This window comes from Solihabitans fulvus, assembly GCF_008386585.1.
Classification (GTDB): domain Bacteria; phylum Actinomycetota; class Actinomycetes; order Mycobacteriales; family Pseudonocardiaceae; genus Solihabitans; species Solihabitans fulvus.
In genome coordinates this window covers 89,934-109,198 of record NZ_VUOB01000037.1, presented here as the reverse complement: position 1 = coordinate 109,198, position 19,265 = coordinate 89,934, and the positions used below count along the sequence as shown (strand labels likewise).

The window sequence follows — 19,265 nt, the reverse complement described above, 5'->3', positions numbered from 1 at the left end:
TCGAGCTCGGCAGTGGAAAGGAGAGCTGACCATGTCCGATGGATGCGGAGCCCCCGTGCAGACCGCGACGCTGCCGGCGAACATCGACCCAGGCAAGGAGACCGTGCTGATCGGCAAGGTGTACGCCTCGGGCGCACCGGCCGCCGGCGCGTTCGTCCGGCTGCTCGACTCGAGTGGCGAGTTCACCGCCGAGGTGGTCGCCTCCCCGGAGGGTGACTTCCGGTTCTTCGCCGCACCCGGCGACTGGACCATCCGCGCGCTCCACCGCGCCGGCAACGGCGAGACCACCGTGTCCGCGACGGGCCCCGGCCTGCACCCGGTCGAACTCGCTGTCGGCTGAGCCCGCCGGGCCGCCAGGCCCGGCGATCCGCTGACCTGCTGAACACGCTGAACCCGCCGCGCCCGCTGAGGGCTGCGACAGAAGGCCGTCCTGCCAGTGGCGCTCGACACCGGCAGGACGGCCTTCCGCGTACCGGCCGCACACCTGACCGCGTCGCCGCACCCGGCCATCCGCCAAGCCCGGATATCCACAACACGTGCAGCTGTCCGCAGGCGGGTGGATTTCGCGCTGGCCGCCGCAGCGGCCAGCGGCCGGGGCCGGTCGCTGGCCGCGATCACCCCGCCAACCCGGACTCTGTCGGCCCTGACCCTGCCCAGCCAGCGCCTCAGGAACCGACCCGGATCGCAGTGGACGGCAAGACACCGCACGGCACCGCGCCCCGCACCGGCGACGCAGGCGTTCACCAGCTGGCCGCCCTCACCCACCACACCGCAATCGTGGTGGCCCAATACCCCGTGCCCATCGGCACCAGCGAGATCGCCTGGCCGCCCGCCCTGCCAGACCCACTGCCCCTGGCCAACACCGCGATCACCGCCGACACCCTGCACACCACCCGCGACCACGCCCACCACCTCACCGGCCCAGAGCGCGCACCACGCGCTCACCGTCAAGGCCAACCAGCACCGCCTGGTCGCCCACCTGAACTACCTGCCCTGGCCCGACAACCCCCGTCACACCAGCACCGACACAAGGCACGGCCGCACCGAACACCGTGTCGTGCACGTGTTGCCCGCCCCGGCCGATCTCGGGTTCCCCGCCGCCTGCCAGGTCGCCCGGACCACCCGCCACCGCACCTAGCCAGCCGTCGCACCCGGCCATCCGCCAAGCCCAGTTATCCACAACACGTGCAGCTATCCACAGGCAGGTGGATTTCGCTGCTCCCGCCGATGGTCGGCGATACGCTGGCCGAGGGCCGTTCCCCCAGGGTGGGTGGGGGTTTACCTGTTGGGGTGGGGGCTTGTGGCGCGTTAGGCGGAGCTGACACGGCTCGGTCGGGGGCCAGCGGATATCCTCTGCGTGTGGAAGCCTTCTTCACTGCACTGCTCGTCCTGGTGACGATCGCCGTGGTCTGGTTCGCCGGCTACGTCGTCTACCGCCTGTTCAACGACCGGCGCGCCTGAGCGATGACCTCGACCGACCCCGCCAAGGACGAGCCGCAGCAGGGCAGCGGCGACGCCGCTGTGCGCGCCGCCGCCGAGCGCGCGGAGAGCACCCGCGAGAAGAACCTGCCGCAGTTCGCGGATCTGCCCATCGAGGTGGACACGGCGAACCTGCGGATGGGCGCCGACCTGCACGACCGGTGCCTGGCGCTGCTGCCGCTGGTCGGTGTCTGGCGCGGCGAGGGCGAGGTCGTCTACCCCACCATCGAGGGGCCCTACCGCTTCGGTCAGCAGGTCACCTTCGCGCACGACGGCCGGCCGTTCCTGTATTACGAGGCGCGCTCCTGGCTGCTCGACGCGGACGGCAAGGTGATCCGCCCGGCGACCCGCGAGGTCGGCTGGTGGCGGCCGCAGACCGACGACACGATCGAGGTGCTGCTCACGCACGCCACCGGGATCGTGGAGATCTACTACGGCAAGCCGCTCAACCAGACGTCCTGGGAGATCGGCACCGACATCGTGATGCGCACCGCGACGGCCAAGGAGGTCAACGCGGCGACGCGGCTGTACGGCATCGTCAACAACGGCGACCTCGCCTACGTCGAGGAGCGCGCCATGGCCGGCCAGCCCCTCCAGCCGCACGTGTCCGCGCACCTCAAGCGCGTGGTCGGCTAGCCACTCGCCGTCCGGTCTTGGTGCGGCGCTGCTCGCTGCCCCCGAATGGGGCGAGGTGAGCTGCCTTGCCCCGTCGAGCTGATGCCTGCCGTGTGGCCGGCAAGAGGGCCTTCTTGGGCACCTTGCGCTGATTGGTCTAGACCCATTGACGGGTGTGGTCCAGGCCACTTACGTTCGGGCCAGCCGCCGTGATTCGTCCGCCAAGGAGAATCATGTACACGAGGACAGCCCGACACCGGTACCGACTGCTCATCGCGCTCGCGGCGGCGGTCACCACCGTCGTCGCCATGATCGGACTCGCCCTGCCCGCCCAGGCGACCCCCGGCCTCACCGCCGCGTTCACCCTGTCCGGCACCCAGGGCACATTCGTGGTCAGCAACGCCGGCGCCACGGCGGTGACCGGCTGGAGCATCCAGTTCGACCTGCCGGCCGGCGTCACCGTCAGCGGCGCGCAGAACTCCACCACAGCCCAGAGCGGCACGCACGTGACGCTCAAGCCGGCGTACTACGTCAACACCGTCGCCGCGCACGGCTCCACCGACCCCTACAGCCCCACCTTCGCGCTCAGCGCGGCCGCGACGCCGACCGGCTGCCGGCTCAACAACGCGAACTGCGACGGCAGCGGGGAGACCCCGCAGGCCCCGGTCACCGCCGACTACACCGGCGCCGGCACGCAGGGGCAGTACGTGGTGACCAACAACGGCGACGCCGCGCTCGCCAACTGGACCATCACCTTCGACCTGCCCACCGGGGTCACCGCGAGCAACGCCCAGAACGGCGCGCTCAGCCAGAGCGGCACGCACGTCACGCTGAGTCCCGCCTACTACAACGCGACGGTGAAGGCGCACAGCTCGACCGAGCCCTACAGCCCGGCCTTCGCCCTCAGCGCCCCCGCCGTGCCGACCTCCTGTCGCCTCAACGACATCAAGTGCGACGGCAGTGCGGACGCGCCGCCAGCCGCGCCGGTGAACGCGCGCGCGACCATCACCACAACCAGGACCATCACGCTCGCCTGGGACGCCGCCACACCGGGCGACCTGGCCGTCTCGGGCTACGACGTCTACAACGGCACCACCGTGGCCGCCTCGGTCACCGGCACCACCGCGACGCTCGCCGGGCTGACCCCCAACACCGCCTACACGTTCACGGTGAAAGCCAAGGACCGCAAGGGAAACACGTCCCCGGCCAGTGCCGCCGTGCGCGCGTCGACCAGGAACCCCAGCGACGACACCACACCCCCGAGCGTGCCGGGCAACCCGCGCGCCACCGGCAACGACGCCACCAGTGTCTCGCTGGCGTGGGACGCCTCCACCGACAACACCGGGGTCGCGGGCTACGACGTCTACAACGGCTCGGCGCTGGCGCTGTCGGTGCCAGGAACCACCGCGACCGTCACCGGCCTTTCGCCGTCGACGAAGTACACGTTCACCGTGCGGGCGCGCGACCTCTACGACAACGTCTCGCCCGCCAGCACACCGCTGACCGCGAGCACCGGCGACATCGTCTCCGGCTACGCCAAGGTCGGCTACTTCGTGCAGTGGGGCATCTACGGCCGCCAGTACTTCGTGAAGAACCTGGTGGACACCGGCGCGGCCGGCAAGCTCACGCATCTGTTGTACGCCTTCGAAAACATCGACGCGGCCAACGGCACCTGCCTCGCGGGCGTCACCAAGGGCACCTCCGCCAATCCCGAGGATCCCAGCCAGGGCGACGGGGCAGGCGACGCCGACGCGGACTACGCGCGGCCGATGAGCGCGGCACAGTCCGTCGACGGGGTCGCCGACGACGGCTGGGCGACCCTGCGCGGCAACTTCAACCAGCTCAAGAAGTTGAAGGCGCGCTACCCCAACCTGAAGACGCTGGTGTCCATCGGCGGCTGGACGTACTCGAAGTACTTCTCCGACGTCGCCGCGACCGACGCCTCCCGCAAGAAGTTCGTCAGCTCCTGCGTCGACACGTGGATCAAGGGCAACCTGCCCGTCTACAGCGGGGCTGGCGGCACGGGGGTCGCGGCCGGGCTGTTCGACGGCATCGACATCGACTGGGAGTGGCCGGGCAGCCCCGACGGCCACCCCGGCAACCACTACAACGCCTCGGACAAGGCGAACCTGGCCGCGCTGCTCACCGAGTTCCGCAGCCAGCTCGACGCGCTCGGCGCCAGCCAGGGCAAGCATTACCAGCTGAGCGCGTTCACCCCGGCCGACCCGAACAAGGTCGACCTCGGCTGGGACCTGACCAGCACCGCGCGGTCGCTGGACGTGTTCAACGTGCAGGGCTACGACTTCCACGGCTCGGGCAGCGACAACTCGTGGGAGCCGAACCGCACCGGGCACCAGGGCAACCTGTATCCGGACCCGAACGACCCGTACTCGTTCCACTTCAACGTCGCGGGCACCGTGCAGAAGTACCTCGACGGCGGGGTGAGCCCGCGCAAGCTGACGATCGGCTTCGCCTTCTACGGACGCGGCTGGCAGGGCGTCGCGGACGGCGGCAAGCACGGCGTGTGGCAGTCCGCGAACGGCGCGGCGCCCGGCCAGTTCCAGGAGGAGGCCGGCACCAGGGGCTACGCCAACCTGATCGCCAGCGTGCCGAACCTGACGATCTACCACGACGACGTGTCCGTCGCGACCTACGGCTTCACCGGCGACGGCGGCCAGTGGTGGACCTTCGACGACACCTGGTCGATCGGCAAGAAGACCGCGTGGCTCAGGAGCAAGGGGCTGCTCGGCGCGATGATCTGGGAGATGTCCGGCGACACTGGCACCTTGATGTCCGCAGTGGACGGCGGCCTCAAGTAGCTGGGTCAGAGCTGGCTCAAGTAGCTGACCTGGCTTACGTCGTGGAGCGTCCCGCGCGGCCCGGGTGGTCGCGCGGGGCGTCTCGTTCGGGGCCTGGACTCAGTATTCGGACTCGTAGAGCGCGGTCAGTTCGGCGTGCAGGGCGGCGGAGTCCGTCAGGGGTTCGCCGTCGAGCGTGTGCACCCTGGTGATCCTGCGGATGCTGGAGGCCAGGAACACGCCGTCGGCCGCGCGCAGGTCCGCCACCCGCAGCGACTCCACCTTGGTGACCCAGCCTGCCCGCTCCGCGGCGCGGAACAGCGCGGCCTGGGTGGTGCCAGGCAGGATGCCGAGCGCGGTGGGGGTGGTGCGGAGGATGCCGTCGCTCGCCGCGATCACGGTGGACGTCGGCCCCTCGAGCACGAGGCCGTCGGAGGTGGTGAACAGGACGTCGGCCGCGCCCCTGCGCTCCGCCTCCCGCAGCGCGGCCATGTTCACCGCGTAGGACAACGACTTCGCCCCGAGCAGCAGCCAGGGTGCGCGCCTGGCCAGGCCCTCGTCGAAGCCGCGCTCCAGGGTGACCGCGGCGATGCCGTCGGCCCGGTGCCGCAGCGTCGCCGGGTTGATCTCGGAGCCGAGCACGAACCCGGTCGGCGTGCCGTCGCCGCCCTCGACGCCCCTGGTGTGCACGAGCCGCATGACCAGTTCGCGGCCGCCCGCCCAGGCGTCGAGGACCGCCCCGACGGCGCGGTCGAACGCGGCGCGGTCGGGCGCCGGCAGCTCGAGCATGGCGGCCGAGGCGACGAGCCGGTCCAGGTGCGCGGCGAGCTCGCGGGGCCGGCCGTCGACGACCAGAACCGTCTCGAAGACGCCGTCGCCGCGCAGCAGCCCAAGATCGTCGACGCGGACGACTGGACTCTCCGGGTCAGCCAGAGTTCCGTCCAACAGAGCAAGCACGCGCATGCGTCGAGACTACCCAGCGCGAACGCGCCTACCATCAAGACGTGGAGACCGCGAGCGGCCAGGCAGGCCGGACCGGGCAGGCGGCGCTGCGCACGACACTGCACGAACGCGGCATGCGGATGACTCCGCAGCGCCAGCTCGTGCTGGACGCCGTGCGTGAGCTGGAACACTCGACCCCTGAGCAGATCTGTCAGCGGGTGCAGCAGACCGCGCCCACCGTGAACATCACCACCATCTACCGCACCCTCGACCTGCTGGAACGCCTCAGCCTGGTTCGGCATACCCACCTCGGGCACGGCGCCCCGACGTACTCGGTCTCCGATCACGAGCACGTGCACCTGGCCTGCCACCGCTGCGGCCGGATCGACGAGGTGCCGTGTGAGGTGCTCGGCGACCTCGGCGGAACACTGCGCGCGGAGTTCGGGTTCCAACTGGATGCCAGCCACCTCGCGTTGTCCGGCACCTGCCGGGACTGCCTGACCCAGGAGAACACCACGTGACCTCTGATCCCGCGGTTCGCCCAACCGAGCAGGTCTCGCCCGTGCTGAGCCAGCCTGGCGCCGTCGCCGCGCCGGACGGCTCGCCGGACACCGGGGTGCCGTGGCACTTCGGTGACCCGTTCGCGGAGCAGCGCTCGGCGGCGCGGGGGGTCGCGGTGTTCGACCGGTCGAACCGGGGCGTGCTCGCGGTGCCCGGCGAGGACCGGCTGACCTGGTTGCACTCCTTGACCAGCCAGGACTTCACCGGGCTCGCCGAGGGTGTCGGCAGCGAGGCGCTGATCCTCGACGTGCACGGGCGGGTGGAGCACCACGCGGTGGTCGCGAACGTGGGCGGCACGGTGTGGCTGGACACCGAGCCGGGCGCGGTGCCGCCGCTGCTGAAGTACCTGACGGCCATGGTGTTCTGGTCGAAGGTTGAGCCGAGGGACGCGAGCGGCGAGTTCGCGCTGCTCAGCGTCGTCGGGCCGGAGGCCGAGGCGCTGCTGGCCAAGCTGGGTCTCCCGGTGCCGGCGAAGCCGAACGGGGTCGTCGAACTGGCCGACGGCGGCCTGGCGCGGCGCATGCCGTGGCCGGGCCACGACGCCGTCGACCTGCTGGTGCCGCGCGAGGCGCTGGTCGACTGGTGGCAGCGGCTCACCGACGCGGGCGCGCGGCCCGCGGGGAGCTGGGCGTTCGAGGCGCTGCGGGTCGAGTCGCTGCGGCCGAGGCTCGGCGTGGACACCGACGACCGCACGATCCCGCACGAGGCGAACTGGATCGGCTGGGCGGTGCACCTGGACAAGGGCTGCTACCGGGGCCAGGAGACGGTGTCGAAGGTGCACAACGTGGGCAGGCCGCCGCGCCGGATGCTGCTGCTGCACCTGGACGGCTCGCGGGAGATCCAGCCGGAGACCGGCGACCCGGTGCTGGCCGGCGAGCGGGTGGTCGGCCGGGTCGGATCCGTGGCCAGGCACCACGAGCTGGGGCCGATCGCCCTGGCGCTGGTCAAGCGGTCCGTGCCGGTGGACACCGAGCTGATCGCCGGCGCGGAGGACCGCGCGGTGCAGGCCGCCGTCGACCCCGACTCCGTGCCCCCGGACACCCCGGCGCTTGGCCGCGCGGCCGCGCGCAATCTCGGCCGCTAGCGGCGGCCCGGTCGCGCCCCGGTCGCGTCGGCGTCGGCGTCGGGAAATGGCGCCGACCGGCAGCGCCAGGGACGTGCGTTCCCGTGGCCCCTGCGCAAAGGGGGTTATCCCAGTGGATCGCCGGAGATTGCCCGAACTTGGGCTGCCTGCCGGCCCCCCGCATGTGTCAGGATCGCGCCATGTCAGCGTCGACGCCCCGCCCCGGCTCCCACGGCACGCTCATCACGGTCGCCCCCACCGGGGCGGAACACGCCAAGTCGGACGTGCCCAACCTCCCGGTGACCCTGGACGAGCTGGTGGCCACCGCGAGGGACTGCGAGCGGGTCGGCGCGGCCATGATCCACGTGCACATCCGGGGCGAGGACACCAAGCCGACGCTGGACCTCGGTCGGCTCAAGGACACCGTGCAGGCGCTGCGGGCGGAGACCGGCCTGATCGTGCAGCTGTCCACCGGCGGCGCGGTCACCGACCCGGAGGCCGATCGGCTGCGGGTCCTCGACGCCATGCCGGACTCGGCCTCCTGCACCATGGGCACGGTCAACTTCGGTGACGACGTGTTCATGAACCGCTGGGAGTTCATCGTCGAGCTGCACAAGGGCATGCAGGAACGCGGCATCGTGCCGGAGTACGAGATCTTCGACCTCGGCCAGCTGGCCACGCTGCACCGCCTGCTGGACCAGTACGGGCCGCCGGCAGGCGGGCGCGTGCACGTCGACCTGGTGACCGGCGTGCCAGGCGGGATGCCCGGCGACGCGGAGACCCTGGTCGCCGCGCTGCGGCTGCTGCCGGACGGGGCCTCGTTCTCCGCCACCGGCGTCGGGCGGGCCTCGCTGCCGGTGCTGCTGGCGGCGCTGTCCACCGGCGGGCACCTTCGGGTCGGCATGGAGGACACCGTCAGCTACGCCAGGGGCGAACGAGTGCGGGACAATGCCCAGCTCGTGGCCAGGGCGGCCGGGCTGGCCAAGATCGCCCAACGGCCGCCACTGCCCGTCGGCGAGGTCCGCGAGCTGCTCGGCGTCGGCCGGATCGGTTAGAACTGGACAAGATGGAGGCGGGTAAGTGTTGGCGGCTGACCACGATGTCCCCCAGGATGGTCACGTGATCGAGGTGCGTCCCGGTGGGCGCCGTCGGATCGACCGCGTGCTCGCCCCGGGTTACACCGACGGCATCGAGCAGCGGTCGTTGGCCGACGTGCGCGGACTGCGCGACGAGGCGGCCCAGGAGGAGACCGACCTCTCCTACCTGCGCCGGTTGCTGCACGCCAGGATCGACATCGTCCGGGCCGAGCAGAAGCGGCGCACCGAGGGCGGCTCCGCGCCCGTGGTCGAGCAGCTGGCGGCGATCCTGTCCGCCAACGCGGTCGGCCCGGCGACCGGCTCCGGCCGCTATCAGACGATGGAGCCCTCCCGCGCCGAGGCGCACCGGCGGCACGTCGAGGCGCTGGTGTCCGACGTGGACCTCTCCGACGTCACGTCGCTGTCCGACGACAAGCTCGGGTCGGCGCTGCGGGCGTTCATCGGGGAGGAGGCCTCGGTCTCCCAGCGGCGGCGCGAGGTGCAGGTCGTGATGGACCAGCTCAACGCCGAGATCGCCGGCCGCTACCAGCGCGGCAGTGCCTCCGTGGACGAGCTGCTCGCGGCCGAGCGGGGCCACGGCGAGGACGGCGGGCCTGCCGGCGCGGCCGGCTGAGCCGGCCTCGCCCGGCGCGCGCTGGACGCCGCATCAGCGCCTGGCCAGTGCGCTGTAGTCGCGCAGCGTGATGTTCTCCGCGGCCTTGCGGGCGATCTTGGCGGCCATGTTCTTCCCCGGCAGGTAGGGCATGATCTTGTAGTAGCGGTTGAGCAGCGAGGCGAGGAAGTGGCTGCTGGGGACCATCAGCTTGGCGACGCCGTCGCCCATCTTCTGGCAGCCCGTCGCGTACGCCCGCATCTCCTCCTCGTAGCGCCGGAAGGCGACGCGGTGGTCGCCCCGCGCGGCCGCCAGCTCGCCTGCGAGGACGTACGCGCCGACCAGCGCCAGCCCCGAGCCCATGCCCGACAGCGAGGACGGGCTGTAGGCGGCGTCGCCGACCAGAGCCACCCTGCCGCGCGACCACTTGTCCAGGTGCACCTGGCCGACCGAGTCGAAGTAGAAGTCGGGCGCGTACCGCATCTCCTCGAGCAGCCGGTCGGTCTGCCAGCCGTTGCCGGCGAACTGCTCGGCCAGCACGGCCTGCTGCCGCGCGACGTCGCGGCGGTCCAGGTCCAGCGCGGGCGAGCCGAAGTAGAACATGGCCTTGGCCTCGGCGTTGTGCCTTGCGCTGTACATCGCGACGAGCCGGTTGGCGGTGCGGTAGGCGTGCCCGGTGTGGTCGAGGTCCAGGTGGTTGGCCGTGGTGAAGATGGCGCAGTAGACGCCGAGGTGCTTCACGAACTGCTCATCGGGCCCGAAGGCCAGCCGCCGCGTGGTGGAACGCAGCCCGTCCGCGCCGATCACCAGGTCGAACCTGCGCGGCGCGCCGCGCTCGAAGGCGACGGTGACGCCGTCGGCGTCCTCGGTGAGCGAGGTGATCGAGTCGCCGAAGACGTACTCGGTGTGCTCCCTGGTCGCGTCGTAGAGGATGCGGGCCAGGTCGCCCCGCAGGATCTCGACGTCGCCGGCGAACATGTCCGCCGGCAGCTTGGCCTGCGGCTTGCCAGCGCTGTTCACGTACGACATGGAGCCGACGCCGGTCCTGGCGCGCTCGATGTCGGCAAGGATGCCCATGTCGCGCAGCACCGACAGGTGCGCCTCGCCCCGGAAGTCGACCGCGTACCCGCCGTCGCGGAGGGCGGGGGTGCGCTCCACGATCGTCGGCTCGAAGCCGTGGCGGTGCAGCCAGTAGGCGAGCGCGGGGCCCGCGATGGAGGAACCGGAGATCAGCACGGTGGTGTTCGTCATGTGGCAGAGCCTGCGGCGGGGGGCTCACCGGCGGTTCACCGCGCGCTCACCGCCTCGATGACGCTCTCCGGCAGGCCGGCCATGCGGAGCACGTCGGCGGCCGGTGCGCCCATCGCGGCCGCCGACTCGACGGCCTCGCGGTAGCGCGCGCGGGCGCCGGGGCCGTCGCCGTGCCGCTCGGCGATCCGGCCGAGCCCGACGAGCGTGCGCACCCTGTTGCCGAGGCTCCTGACCCCGTGCGGGTCGATCCGCTCAAGGGCCTCCTCGTAGAGCCGCGCCGCCCCGGCCAGGTCGCCGTCCAGGACGGCGAGGTCGCCGAGCCCGCGCAGTGCCGCCGCCAGGTAGGTGGAACTGCCGGCGCGGCGCGCGAGACCGGCGGCGCGTTCGTAGTCGGCGCGGGCCGCCTCGGCGTCCTCGCCGACGACGTGGTCGCCCCGGTTGACCAGCAGGTCCGCGCTGTCCTCCAGCGCGCCGACCTGCTCGGTCAGGGCGAGCGCCTCGTTGGTCAGGGCGAGCGCCTTCGCGCGGTCCCCCGCCGCGGTGGCCAGGCCGGCGAGCGCGTCGAGGGCCAGCGCGGTGCCCCACCGGTCGCCGAGCGAGCGGAACCCCTCGACGGCGTCGCCGATGGCGTGCGCGACCCCTTCGGTGTCGCCGCCGCCGAGCGCGCCGAAGCCCGCGATGTACTGGGCGGCAGCCCGCACCCACGGGTCCAGGTCCGGGACGGACAGTTGGGCGGTGAGCAGCGCGAACGCGTCCTGCGGGTCGGGCTCGGCCGCGTTGCGCATCATCCACAGGAACGGGACGGCCGGGTACCGGCCCGGCCGGTCGCCCGGCCACGCCAGCGCCAGCGCCGACTGGGCCGACGCGCGGTGCCGCCGCCACGCCGGCTGCCCGGCCGGGGCGGACGCCGCGAGCAGCACGCAGGCCGCGTACTCCTCGCCGAGCCCGGTCGGCGGTCCGTCCAGCACGTCGAGCAGCGCGATCGCCTCCGGCGCGACCGAGGCGGACAGGCCGCGGATCCACAGGTAGTGCGCGGCCGACGCGAGCAGCGGCAGGGCCGTGGCCTGCTCGTTCGCCCCGACGGCCCAGCGCAGAGCCGCGAGCAGGTTGTCGTGTTCCGCCGTGCACGCCGGCAGCCAGTGCAGCTGGTCGGCCCGCCGCAGCTGCGGGTCGGCGGACCGCGCCAGCTCCAGGAAGTACCCGGTGTGCGCGCGCCGCACGGCCTCGCGGTCGCCTGCCGCGTCGAGCCGTTCGGCCCCGTAGGCGCGGATCGTCTCCAGCATCCGGTAGCGGCCGCCCGCGACCTCCAGCAGCGACTTGTCGACCAGCGATTCGAGCGTCTCGCCGTCCGCGCCGCACACCCGCCGCGCGGCCTCGGCCGTCGCGCCGCCCGCGAAGACTGTGAACCGGCTCGCCGCCAGCTGCTCCGGCTCGGTGAGCAGATCCCAGCTCCACTCGACCACCGAGCGCAGCGTGCGGTGCCGCAGGTCAGCCGTGCGGCTGCCCCTGGCGGCCAGGCCGAGCCGGTCGTCCAGCCGCCCGGCGAGGTCGTCGACGTCCAGGGTGCGCAGCCGCGCCGCCGCCAGCTCGATGGCCAGCGGCAGGTCGTCGAGGGCCGTGCAGATCCGCCGCACCGCCTCGGGGTCGGCGGCGAATCCGGGCCGCACCGCGGCCGCCCGGTCGGTGAACAGCGCGACGGCCGCGTCCTCGGCGAGCGGCCGCACCGGCCACAGGTGTTCTCCGGTGACGCCGAGCGGCTCGCGGCTGGTGGCCAGGACGCGCAGCCTCGGGCAGGTCGCCAGCAGCCGTGCCGCCAGCGCGGCGGCCTCCTCGACGACGTGCTCGCAGTTGTCCAGGACGAGCAGCAGCACCCGGTCCGACAGCGCCGTGATCAGCCGGTCGGCGGGCGACTGCCCACTGCCGGCCAGGTGCAGCCCGGTCTCGCGCAGGCCGAGCGCGCCGAGCAGCGCCCTCGGCAGTCCGGCCCCGTCGCGCAGCGCGGCCAGCTCGACGAAGCACACCTCGTCGCCCGCGACGGCCGAGACCTCGACGGACAACCGCGTCTTGCCGACGCCGCCGGGTCCGACGAGCGTGACCAGCCGGGCCACGCGCAACAGGTCGGCGACGGCGGCCACCTCGTCGGCGCGGCCGACGAAGCTGGTCAGCTGGGCGGGCGGCGCGGCCTGCGCCCTCGGCTGGTCGCCGCGCAGCAGCTCCCGGTGCAGGGCGGTCAGCTCGGTCGAGGGGTCGGCGCCGAGCTCGTCGGCCAGGCGCCGCCTGGTCTCCTCGAACACGACCAGCGCCTCGGCCTGCCCGCCCTCGGCGAACAGCGCCCGCATGAGCAGGCCGGCCAGCCGTTCCCTCAGCGGGTGGCGGCCGACCAGTTCGCGCAGCTCCGGCACGGCGGCGCGGTGCTCGCCGAGGCGCAGCTCCGCCTCGACGCGGTCCTCGAGCGCCCCGAGCCGCCGCTCCTCCAGCCGCACGGCGGCGGCCCGCGCCGTCTCGCTCTCGGCGAGGTCGGCGAACGCCTGTCCCCGCCACAGCCCGAGGGCTTCGCGCAGCAGCGCGACCGCCCGAACCGCGTCGTCCTCGCGCAGCGCGCGCCCGCCCTCGTCGGCGAGCCGCTCGAACCGGCACGAGTCCACGTCCTCGGCCGGCAGCACGATCCGGTAGCCCGTCCCGGCCCGCTCGATCGCGACCTCCGTGCCAAGCGACGCGCGCAGCCTGGACACCTGGGACTGGAGCGCGTGCGCCGACGTCGTCCCCGCCGGATCGAGCTCCTCGGCCAACCGGTCGATCGAGCTGACCTCGCCGGGGCTGACCAGCAACAGGGTCAGCAGCGCGCGACGGGCGGGGCCGCCGAGCGGAACCTCGGCCCCGTCCGCGCGCCACGCCCGGGTCTCGCCGAGGATTCCGAACCGCATTCCGGGGATTATTCACCTGTTCGGCGCCGTCCCGGCACCGCAGGAGACGTCGACCGTCCGTCCGGTCACCCACCGACGGTGAGCGGGTCGGGCGGGTGCTAGTTGTGCCGCTCGCGGATCGCCAGGCCGCCCCAGAACTCGCGCAGCTGCTGGTACAGGCCAGCGACGTCCTCGGCCTCCCCGGCCTCCAACGCGTCGATGATGGCGTGCACGTCCTGGGCCGAGCTGTCCTCCAGCAGTTCCTCGTCGTCGAGGAGCTGCACTAGGCCGCCGTAGTCCAGCTCGACGGCGGAGTGCGGGTGGAAGTGTTCGAGCCAGCGGCCGGTGTCGTGCAGGACCTTGGCCGGGCCGTTGTCGCCGATGGAGTTCTTCACCACCGCCAGCGCCCTGGCCACCCTGCGGCGCGCGTCGGCCATCGCGACCCGCCAGGACAGCTGCCGTTCCGGATCGTCCTTGGGGGCGAGCACGACGCGCCGCGCGTCCGGGTCGACCATGCAGAACCAGGGCAGCGGCACGGTCCAGGTAGTGGAGATCACATGCACCGCGCCGCCGGACAGTTCCTCCATGACCGCCGAGGCCCTCGCGCGCACGGCGTCGGGGCTGATGGCCAGCGCGGCGTCGCGCAGCGGGGCCGGCGCGGTGGCCAGGAAGCCGACGAGGGCGGCCGCGGCTCGGGGCCGAAGGTCGATGGGGCAGACCAGCGGTCCTGGGCCCACGGAAGCCGCCTCGCTGGTCGGTACCTCAGCGGGGCTGATCGTCAGGACGTCGAAGGGGGCGTCCGCTGCGGCAGTGCCGTTGGCCGACTCGCCCGGCAGCAATCTCGGCGGCGTGGACAACTGTGACCGTAGCCACAGTTCCCGCTCGCGTTCGCCCACAGCAGAACGACTGATTCCGCCGCCCTCGATGGCCGCACGCACGCGTTTTGCCAACGGTGCGTCGAGGACCGACAACGGTTCGTACACCCTGAGGTAGGCGACGAACGGTCGAGGCACGCTGGTCATCGTCGCATGCCCACCCGTCCGTCCCAATCCTCGGTGGGGGTCGCCTCCCCCACATGGAGCCGCGTCGCGAGGAACCCCATCGACACGGTACGGTAGTTAGCAGGAATTAGTTGTCGAGACGAGTGGGGCCGCCGTTCCCCCGGCCGCCCCCGTCCCTGTGCGAGGGGGTCGAGCCATGGGGCGCGGCCGTGCGAAGGCCAAGCAAACGAAGGTGGCCCGGGAGCTCAAGTACAGCTCTCACCACACGGACTTCGATGCTCTACAGCGTGAGCTGTCGAGCAGCGAGTCCAATGGTGAAGCCCACGGGAGCGATGACCGGCACGACGACCCGCCAGATGACGGGTACGACGTCTACCGCCGTTAAACGCCACACGACACAAGTGTTGGGCTGCCGGGTCATCCGGCAGCCCAACACTTGTGTCAGAACGCCCTGGCGTACTGGGCCGGTGGCCTGACCGCCTCACCAAGCTGGGCTGCCGCGTGCAGCGGCCAGTACGGGTCGCGGAGCAGTTCTCTGCCGAGCAACACCAGGTCGGCGGAGCCGTCGGTCAGGGCCTGTTCAGCCTGCCGGGCGTCGGTGATCAAACCGACCGCCCCGGTGGGCACATCGGCCTTCCTGCGAACGGTCCCGGCCAGCGGCAGCTGGTAGCCGGGGCCGACCGGGATGGTCGCCGAGGGCACGACGCCGCCGGAGGACACGTCGATCAGGTCGGCGCCCGCCGCGGCGAGCCCGCGCGCGAGCACCGCGCTGTCCTCGACCGTCCAGCCGCCGTCCATCCAGTCGGTCGCCGAGATGCGGACGAACACCGGCACCTGCTCGCCGACGGCCGCGCGCACCGCCCCGGTGACCTCGACGGCGAGCCTGATGCGGTTGGCCAGGTCGCCGCCGTAGCGGTCGGTGCGGTGGTTGACCAGCGGCGAGTAGAACTGGTGCAGCAGGTAGCCGTGCCCGGCGTGCACCTCAACGACCTGGAAGCCCGCGTCGACGGCGCGGGCGGCCGCCGAGGCGAAGTCCTCGACGATCCGCCGGATGCCGGCCTCGTCCAGCGGTTCCGGCGTGCGGTAGTCGGGCGCGAACGGCTCCGCACCCGCGCCGACCGGCGTCCAGCCGCCCGCCTCGTCGGGCACCCCGCCCCGACGCTCGTCGAACGGCCGGTGCGTGGACCCCTTGAAGCCGGCGTGGCCGAGTTGGATGCCGGGCACGGCCCCCTGGGACCGGACGAACTCGGCGATGGGGCGCCACGCTTCCACGTGCGCGTCGGACCAGAGCCCCGTGTCCTGCGGGCTGATCCGGCCGCGCGGTTCGACAGCCGTCGCCTCGGTGAACACCAGGCCGGCCCCGCCGACGGCCCGCGAGCCGAGATGCACCAGGTGCCACTCGTCCGGCAGGCCGTCGACTGCGGAGTACTGACACATCGGGCTGACCACGATGCGGTTGGGCAGCGTCACGGAGCGCAGCGTCAGGGGACTGAACAGCATCGTCATGGAACCTCCACAGAAGTTCGTAGCTATACGAACTAGTGCAAGCGTGTTGCTCCCCGTGTTGTTCCCGGCACGCGTCGTGAGCCACCTCCGGCTCGACCAGGAGTACAAACAGTGGCGTGGCCGACACCCGCAACGCCGACACCCGCAACGACGTCAGCGGACAGGTCGGCGGCCCGGTCGTGCAGGCTCATCGCATCGACCGGGTCGTGTTCGGACCGCCCGACCAGCTCGCGCTGGCGGGCCTGCCGCCGGCCGATGTCGAGTTCACCGGCAGGCGAACCGCGCTGGCCGACCTGGCGGCGGCGCTGCGCCCCGACGGCTCGGGGCCGTCGGTGGTCGTGACGGCGCTGGCCGGCTCGCCCGGTGTCGGCAAGACCGCGCTCGCGGTGCGGGCCGCCCACGACGCCGTCGAGGCGGGCTGGTTCCCCGGCGGCGTGCTGTTCGCCAACCTGGCTGGGTACTCGGAACACCCGGTCGAACCCGACGCGGCGCTGTCCACCTTCCTACGGGCGCTCGGCGTGTCCGGCGAGCACATCCCGCCCGAGCTGCCCGCCCGCGAGGCGCTGTACCGCTCGCGGCTCGCCGAGCGTGAGCCCGTGCTGATCGTGCTCGACAACGCGTCGGCCGCCACGCAGGTGCGTCCCCTGCTGCCGAACCGGTCGGCGCACCGGGTCCTGGTCACCAGCCGGCACACCCTCGCCGACCTCTCCGGGGCCAGGCAGGTCGAGGTGGCGGCGCTCGACGAGCGGGACGCGGTCGACCTGGTCGGCACGGCCCTACGGACGCGGCGCGCTGGCGACGAGCGCGCCTCGGCCGAGCCCGCCGCCGTCCGAGAGCTGTGCCGGCTGTGCGGTTGCCTGCCTCTCGCGCTGAGCGTGCTGAGCGCGACGCCGGCCGACGACCCCGGCCAGCCGGTCAGCGAACTCGTCGGCCAACTGCGCAACGCGGTCGACCGGCTCGGCGAGTTCGCCTACGGCACGGACCTGTCGGTGCGGGCCGCGTTCGACCTGTCCTACGCGCGGCTCAGCGAGCCGGAGCGGCGGTTGTTCCGGCTGCTCGCAGGCAATCCCGGCCCGCAGGTCAGCGTCGAGGCCGCCGCCGCACTCGCCGGGCTCGCGGTGCCGGAGGCGCGAAGGCTGCTGCTCGCGCTGCGCCGCGCGCATCTGCTCCTGCCAGGCAAGCCGCGCGGCTGGTACCTGTTCCACGACCTGCTGCGCCTCTACGCCGAGCACCGCGCGGCGGAGGAGGAGTCGGCGGCGGACCGGGAGGCCGCGCTCGCCCGGCTGCTCGACCACTATGTGACCGCCGTCCGGAACGCCGATGTGCACCTGAAGTCCAAGGCACTGCGGCATTCGGTCAGCTCGTTCTTCGCCGCGCTGAAGGAGGCGCTGGCCTGGCTGGAGGTCGAGCGGGAGAACGTGGTCAGCGCGATCAGCCTCGGCCGGGACGACCACACGATCGAACTTGCCCTTGCCCTGTCGGACTTCCTCGCCGTTCGGGCGCACTGGGCGGACTGGGCCAGCACGCACCTGGCCGCACTGGACGTCGCCGTCCGGACCGGGCGGCGCATGGAGGAGACGGTACTGCTGAACCGGCTGGGCATGCTGATGCTGGAGACGCGCGAGTACGACCGCGCAGGGGGGTACACGCGTCGCGCCCATGAGCTGGGCCTGGAACTCGGTGACCGCCAGGGGCAGGCCGCCGCGCTGACCAACTTCGCCGATCTCGCGCTGGACCAGCACGACTTCGACGAAGCCGAACGCCACTGCCTCGACGCGCTGGCCATCTTCGAGGAGATCGGCAACCGCTACTGGCAGGCTGGGGTGCAGAACCGGCTCGGCGCGCTGGCGTTGTGGCAGCACGACTTTCCGCTCGCGCGGCGGCGCTACCTTGAGGCGGCGGCCATCTATCGGGAGGTCGCCACCGACCGCGTCGTCGCGCATGTGCTGAGCAACCTCGGCAACCTGGCACGGTTGACCGGCGAGTTCGCGGAGTCGTTCCGCTACGGCCAGCGGGCGCTGGTCGGCTATCGCCAGTTCGGCGATCGACACGGCGAGGCCAAGGCCCTGTACAACCTCGGCATCCTGCACGAGCGCGTCGGCCAGGTCGGGCGAGCCCGCGCCTGCTGGGAGCAGGCGGCCACGGCCTTTGTGGAGTGCGGCGACCAGCACTCCACCGCCGAGGTCCGCCGCTGTCTGGCCGCTCTCGGCGGAGCGGCCGGCTAGGAGAAGTCGAACTCGCCGTCTCGGGCGCCGGCGAGGAACGCGGTCCATTCCTCGCGGGTGTAGACGATCACCGAGCCGTCCGGGAAATGGCTGTGGCGCAGGGCAACGCGGCCGGAGCCGTCATCGAGCGGACCTGCCTCGACGCAGTTGCCCCCGCCGTTGTCGCTGAAGGTGCTGACGTGCCAGGCGATGCCGGACAGCTCGTCGGGGCCTAACTCCTGGCGCGTCGCCATGAGAATCACTCCAAGTTCTGGACAATCGCCGTGATCAGCTCGATCGACCGCTGCTGAGTCAGCGCAGCCTTCCGCAGACCATCGTAGGCCGCGACGAACTTCGCGGTCTTGGGCGGTTCGACGTAAAGCGAGCCGGCCAACGTCTCGACGTAACCGACTTCCGGATATGGATCGGCCATCTGGAAGATCCTGAACGGGCCGTACGGGCAGATGTGCGCGCCGACTCTGAACGGCAGCACACGCAACTCGACGTTCGGCCGCGCGGCCAGGCGGCGCAGGTGCACGAGTTGTTCGCCGAGCACCTGTTCGTCGCCGACCTCCCTGCGCAGAATAGCCTCGTCCAGAACGAGATGGAGGCGGGGCGGCTCCGACCGCGAGAGGATTTCCTGCCTGGCCATGCGGAGCTGCACCCAGCGCTCGATCTGGTCGGCGGAGGCGGTCGGCTCGGCGGCGTCGATGACGGCGCGGGCATACCGTTCGGTCTGGACCAGCCCGGTCACGGCCGTGGTGTCGAAGGCGAAGATGTTCGTGGACCGCTGCTCCAGCCAGACGTAGTCGACGAACCTGGGATCGAAGACGGCGTCGTCGAACTGGTCGTCCCACCAGTCGGTCCGCCAGGCGTCGTCGTGCAGGCGCAGGAGCGCGTCCCGCTTCCGTTTGGTGGACACGCCGTAGAAATCCAGCAGTGCCACCAGGTCCGACTGGCGAATCGGGTACTCGCCCGACTCGAACCTGCCGATGGTCGTGCCGTCCCGTTGCAGGACTTCGCCGACGTCCTTCAGCTTCAGGCCGGTCGCGGCGCGAAGTTCATGGAGCTGCTGTCCGAGCCATTGCGCGCGCAGGGTGGGGCCGGGCTTGTCGGTCATGCGCCCAATCCTTTTACACATATGGGTGCTGCGCCAAGCTGTGTCACACATTCGTGTGGTCCACACATATGTGGTGCACATGTGTGTGGGGCATCTGTCAGGGTGGGGCGGAACCCGTGAATGTGAAGCGGAC

At 72.1% G+C, this 19,265-nt stretch carries 17 protein-coding genes; 9 read left to right on the top strand and 8 right to left on the bottom strand.

What is annotated here, in order from left to right:
- Positions 1-31 precede the first annotated feature (31 nt).
- Positions 32-340, top strand: coding sequence for a DUF1416 domain-containing protein (locus F0L68_RS20810; protein ID WP_149851294.1), 309 nt, complete (start codon positions 32-34; stop codon positions 338-340).
- Between the two features lie 400 nt (positions 341-740).
- Here F0L68_RS20810 and F0L68_RS42510 read toward each other — a convergent pair whose 3' ends face one another.
- On the bottom strand, positions 741-881 hold the full coding sequence (locus F0L68_RS42510; protein WP_188316708.1) for a hypothetical protein: 141 nt from the start codon (positions 879-881) through the stop codon (positions 741-743).
- Between the two features lie 583 nt (positions 882-1,464).
- Between F0L68_RS42510 and F0L68_RS20805 the strand changes: the two genes are divergently transcribed.
- On the top strand, positions 1,465-2,115 hold the full coding sequence (locus F0L68_RS20805; protein WP_149851293.1) for a heme-binding beta-barrel domain-containing protein: 651 nt from the start codon (positions 1,465-1,467) through the stop codon (positions 2,113-2,115).
- Positions 2,116-2,327: 212 nt separating this feature from the next.
- A complete protein-coding gene (locus tag F0L68_RS20800) occupies positions 2,328-4,913 on the top strand; it encodes a glycosyl hydrolase family 18 protein (protein ID WP_223198984.1) in 2,586 nt (861 codons plus the stop codon).
- A gap of 99 nt (positions 4,914-5,012) precedes the next feature.
- On the opposite strand, the gene F0L68_RS20795 is transcribed toward F0L68_RS20800, so the two are convergent.
- Positions 5,013-5,855, bottom strand: a complete 843-nt coding sequence (locus F0L68_RS20795; RefSeq protein ID WP_149851292.1) for an aminodeoxychorismate lyase — start codon at positions 5,853-5,855, stop codon at positions 5,013-5,015.
- A gap of 113 nt (positions 5,856-5,968) precedes the next feature.
- Here F0L68_RS20795 and F0L68_RS20790 point away from each other — a divergent pair, with 113 nt between their 5' ends.
- From F0L68_RS20790 to F0L68_RS20775, 4 genes are all read left to right on the top strand, one after another.
- Positions 5,969-6,355: a Fur family transcriptional regulator gene (locus tag F0L68_RS20790; protein ID WP_149851303.1), complete on the top strand. Its 387-nt coding sequence runs from the start codon at positions 5,969-5,971 to the stop codon at positions 6,353-6,355.
- A complete protein-coding gene (gene ygfZ, locus F0L68_RS20785; RefSeq protein ID WP_149851291.1) occupies positions 6,352-7,479 on the top strand; it encodes a CAF17-like 4Fe-4S cluster assembly/insertion protein YgfZ in 1,128 nt (375 codons plus the stop codon). The genes F0L68_RS20790 and ygfZ overlap by 4 nt, the downstream gene beginning before the upstream one ends.
- Positions 7,480-7,658: 179 nt before the next feature.
- Positions 7,659-8,513 (top strand): beta-keto acid cleavage family enzyme, encoded by an 855-nt coding sequence (locus F0L68_RS20780; protein ID WP_149851290.1) that lies wholly within the window; start codon positions 7,659-7,661, stop codon positions 8,511-8,513.
- 64 nt (positions 8,514-8,577) lie between these two features.
- Positions 8,578-9,168 carry an RsiG family protein gene (locus tag F0L68_RS20775; RefSeq protein ID WP_149851289.1) on the top strand — a complete coding sequence of 197 codons (591 nt, stop codon included), beginning with the start codon at positions 8,578-8,580 and terminating at the stop codon, positions 9,166-9,168.
- Positions 9,169-9,201: 33 nt separating this feature from the next.
- Here the strand turns inward: F0L68_RS20775 and F0L68_RS20770 are convergent, their stop codons facing one another.
- The 3 genes from F0L68_RS20770 to F0L68_RS20760 form a co-directional block, all read right to left on the bottom strand.
- Complete coding sequence (locus F0L68_RS20770) at positions 9,202-10,398, bottom strand: FAD-dependent monooxygenase (protein ID WP_149851288.1); 1,197 nt, start codon at positions 10,396-10,398, stop codon at positions 9,202-9,204.
- Positions 10,399-10,433: 35 nt separating this feature from the next.
- On the bottom strand, positions 10,434-13,322 hold the full coding sequence (locus F0L68_RS20765; RefSeq protein WP_149851287.1) for an ATP-binding protein: 2,889 nt from the start codon (positions 13,320-13,322) through the stop codon (positions 10,434-10,436).
- A 98-nt stretch (positions 13,323-13,420) separates the two neighbouring features.
- Positions 13,421-14,314 carry a DUF8083 family protein gene (locus tag F0L68_RS20760; RefSeq protein ID WP_149851286.1) on the bottom strand — a complete coding sequence of 298 codons (894 nt, stop codon included), beginning with the start codon at positions 14,312-14,314 and terminating at the stop codon, positions 13,421-13,423.
- Between the two features lie 184 nt (positions 14,315-14,498).
- Between F0L68_RS20760 and F0L68_RS20755 the strand changes: the two genes are divergently transcribed.
- Positions 14,499-14,687, top strand: a complete 189-nt coding sequence (locus F0L68_RS20755) for a DUF3073 domain-containing protein (RefSeq protein ID WP_149851285.1) — start codon at positions 14,499-14,501, stop codon at positions 14,685-14,687.
- 56 nt (positions 14,688-14,743) lie between these two features.
- Here the strand turns inward: F0L68_RS20755 and F0L68_RS20750 are convergent, their stop codons facing one another.
- Positions 14,744-15,808 carry an NADH:flavin oxidoreductase/NADH oxidase gene (locus F0L68_RS20750; protein ID WP_149851284.1) on the bottom strand — a complete coding sequence of 355 codons (1,065 nt, stop codon included), beginning with the start codon at positions 15,806-15,808 and terminating at the stop codon, positions 14,744-14,746.
- A gap of 116 nt (positions 15,809-15,924) precedes the next feature.
- Here F0L68_RS20750 and F0L68_RS20745 point away from each other — a divergent pair, with 116 nt between their 5' ends.
- Positions 15,925-18,033 (top strand): tetratricopeptide repeat protein, encoded by a 2,109-nt coding sequence (locus F0L68_RS20745; RefSeq protein WP_149851283.1) that lies wholly within the window; start codon positions 15,925-15,927, stop codon positions 18,031-18,033.
- On the opposite strand, the gene F0L68_RS20740 is transcribed toward F0L68_RS20745, so the two are convergent.
- The gene (locus F0L68_RS20740) at positions 18,030-18,266 is read right to left on the bottom strand and encodes a DUF397 domain-containing protein (RefSeq protein ID WP_149851282.1); all 237 of its coding nucleotides are present in this window, start codon (positions 18,264-18,266) and stop codon (positions 18,030-18,032) included. The genes F0L68_RS20745 and F0L68_RS20740 overlap by 4 nt on opposite strands.
- 5 nt (positions 18,267-18,271) lie before the next feature.
- Positions 18,272-19,132 carry a helix-turn-helix domain-containing protein gene (locus F0L68_RS20735; RefSeq protein ID WP_149851281.1) on the bottom strand — a complete coding sequence of 287 codons (861 nt, stop codon included), beginning with the start codon at positions 19,130-19,132 and terminating at the stop codon, positions 18,272-18,274.
- Positions 19,133-19,265: the final 133 nt, after the last annotated feature.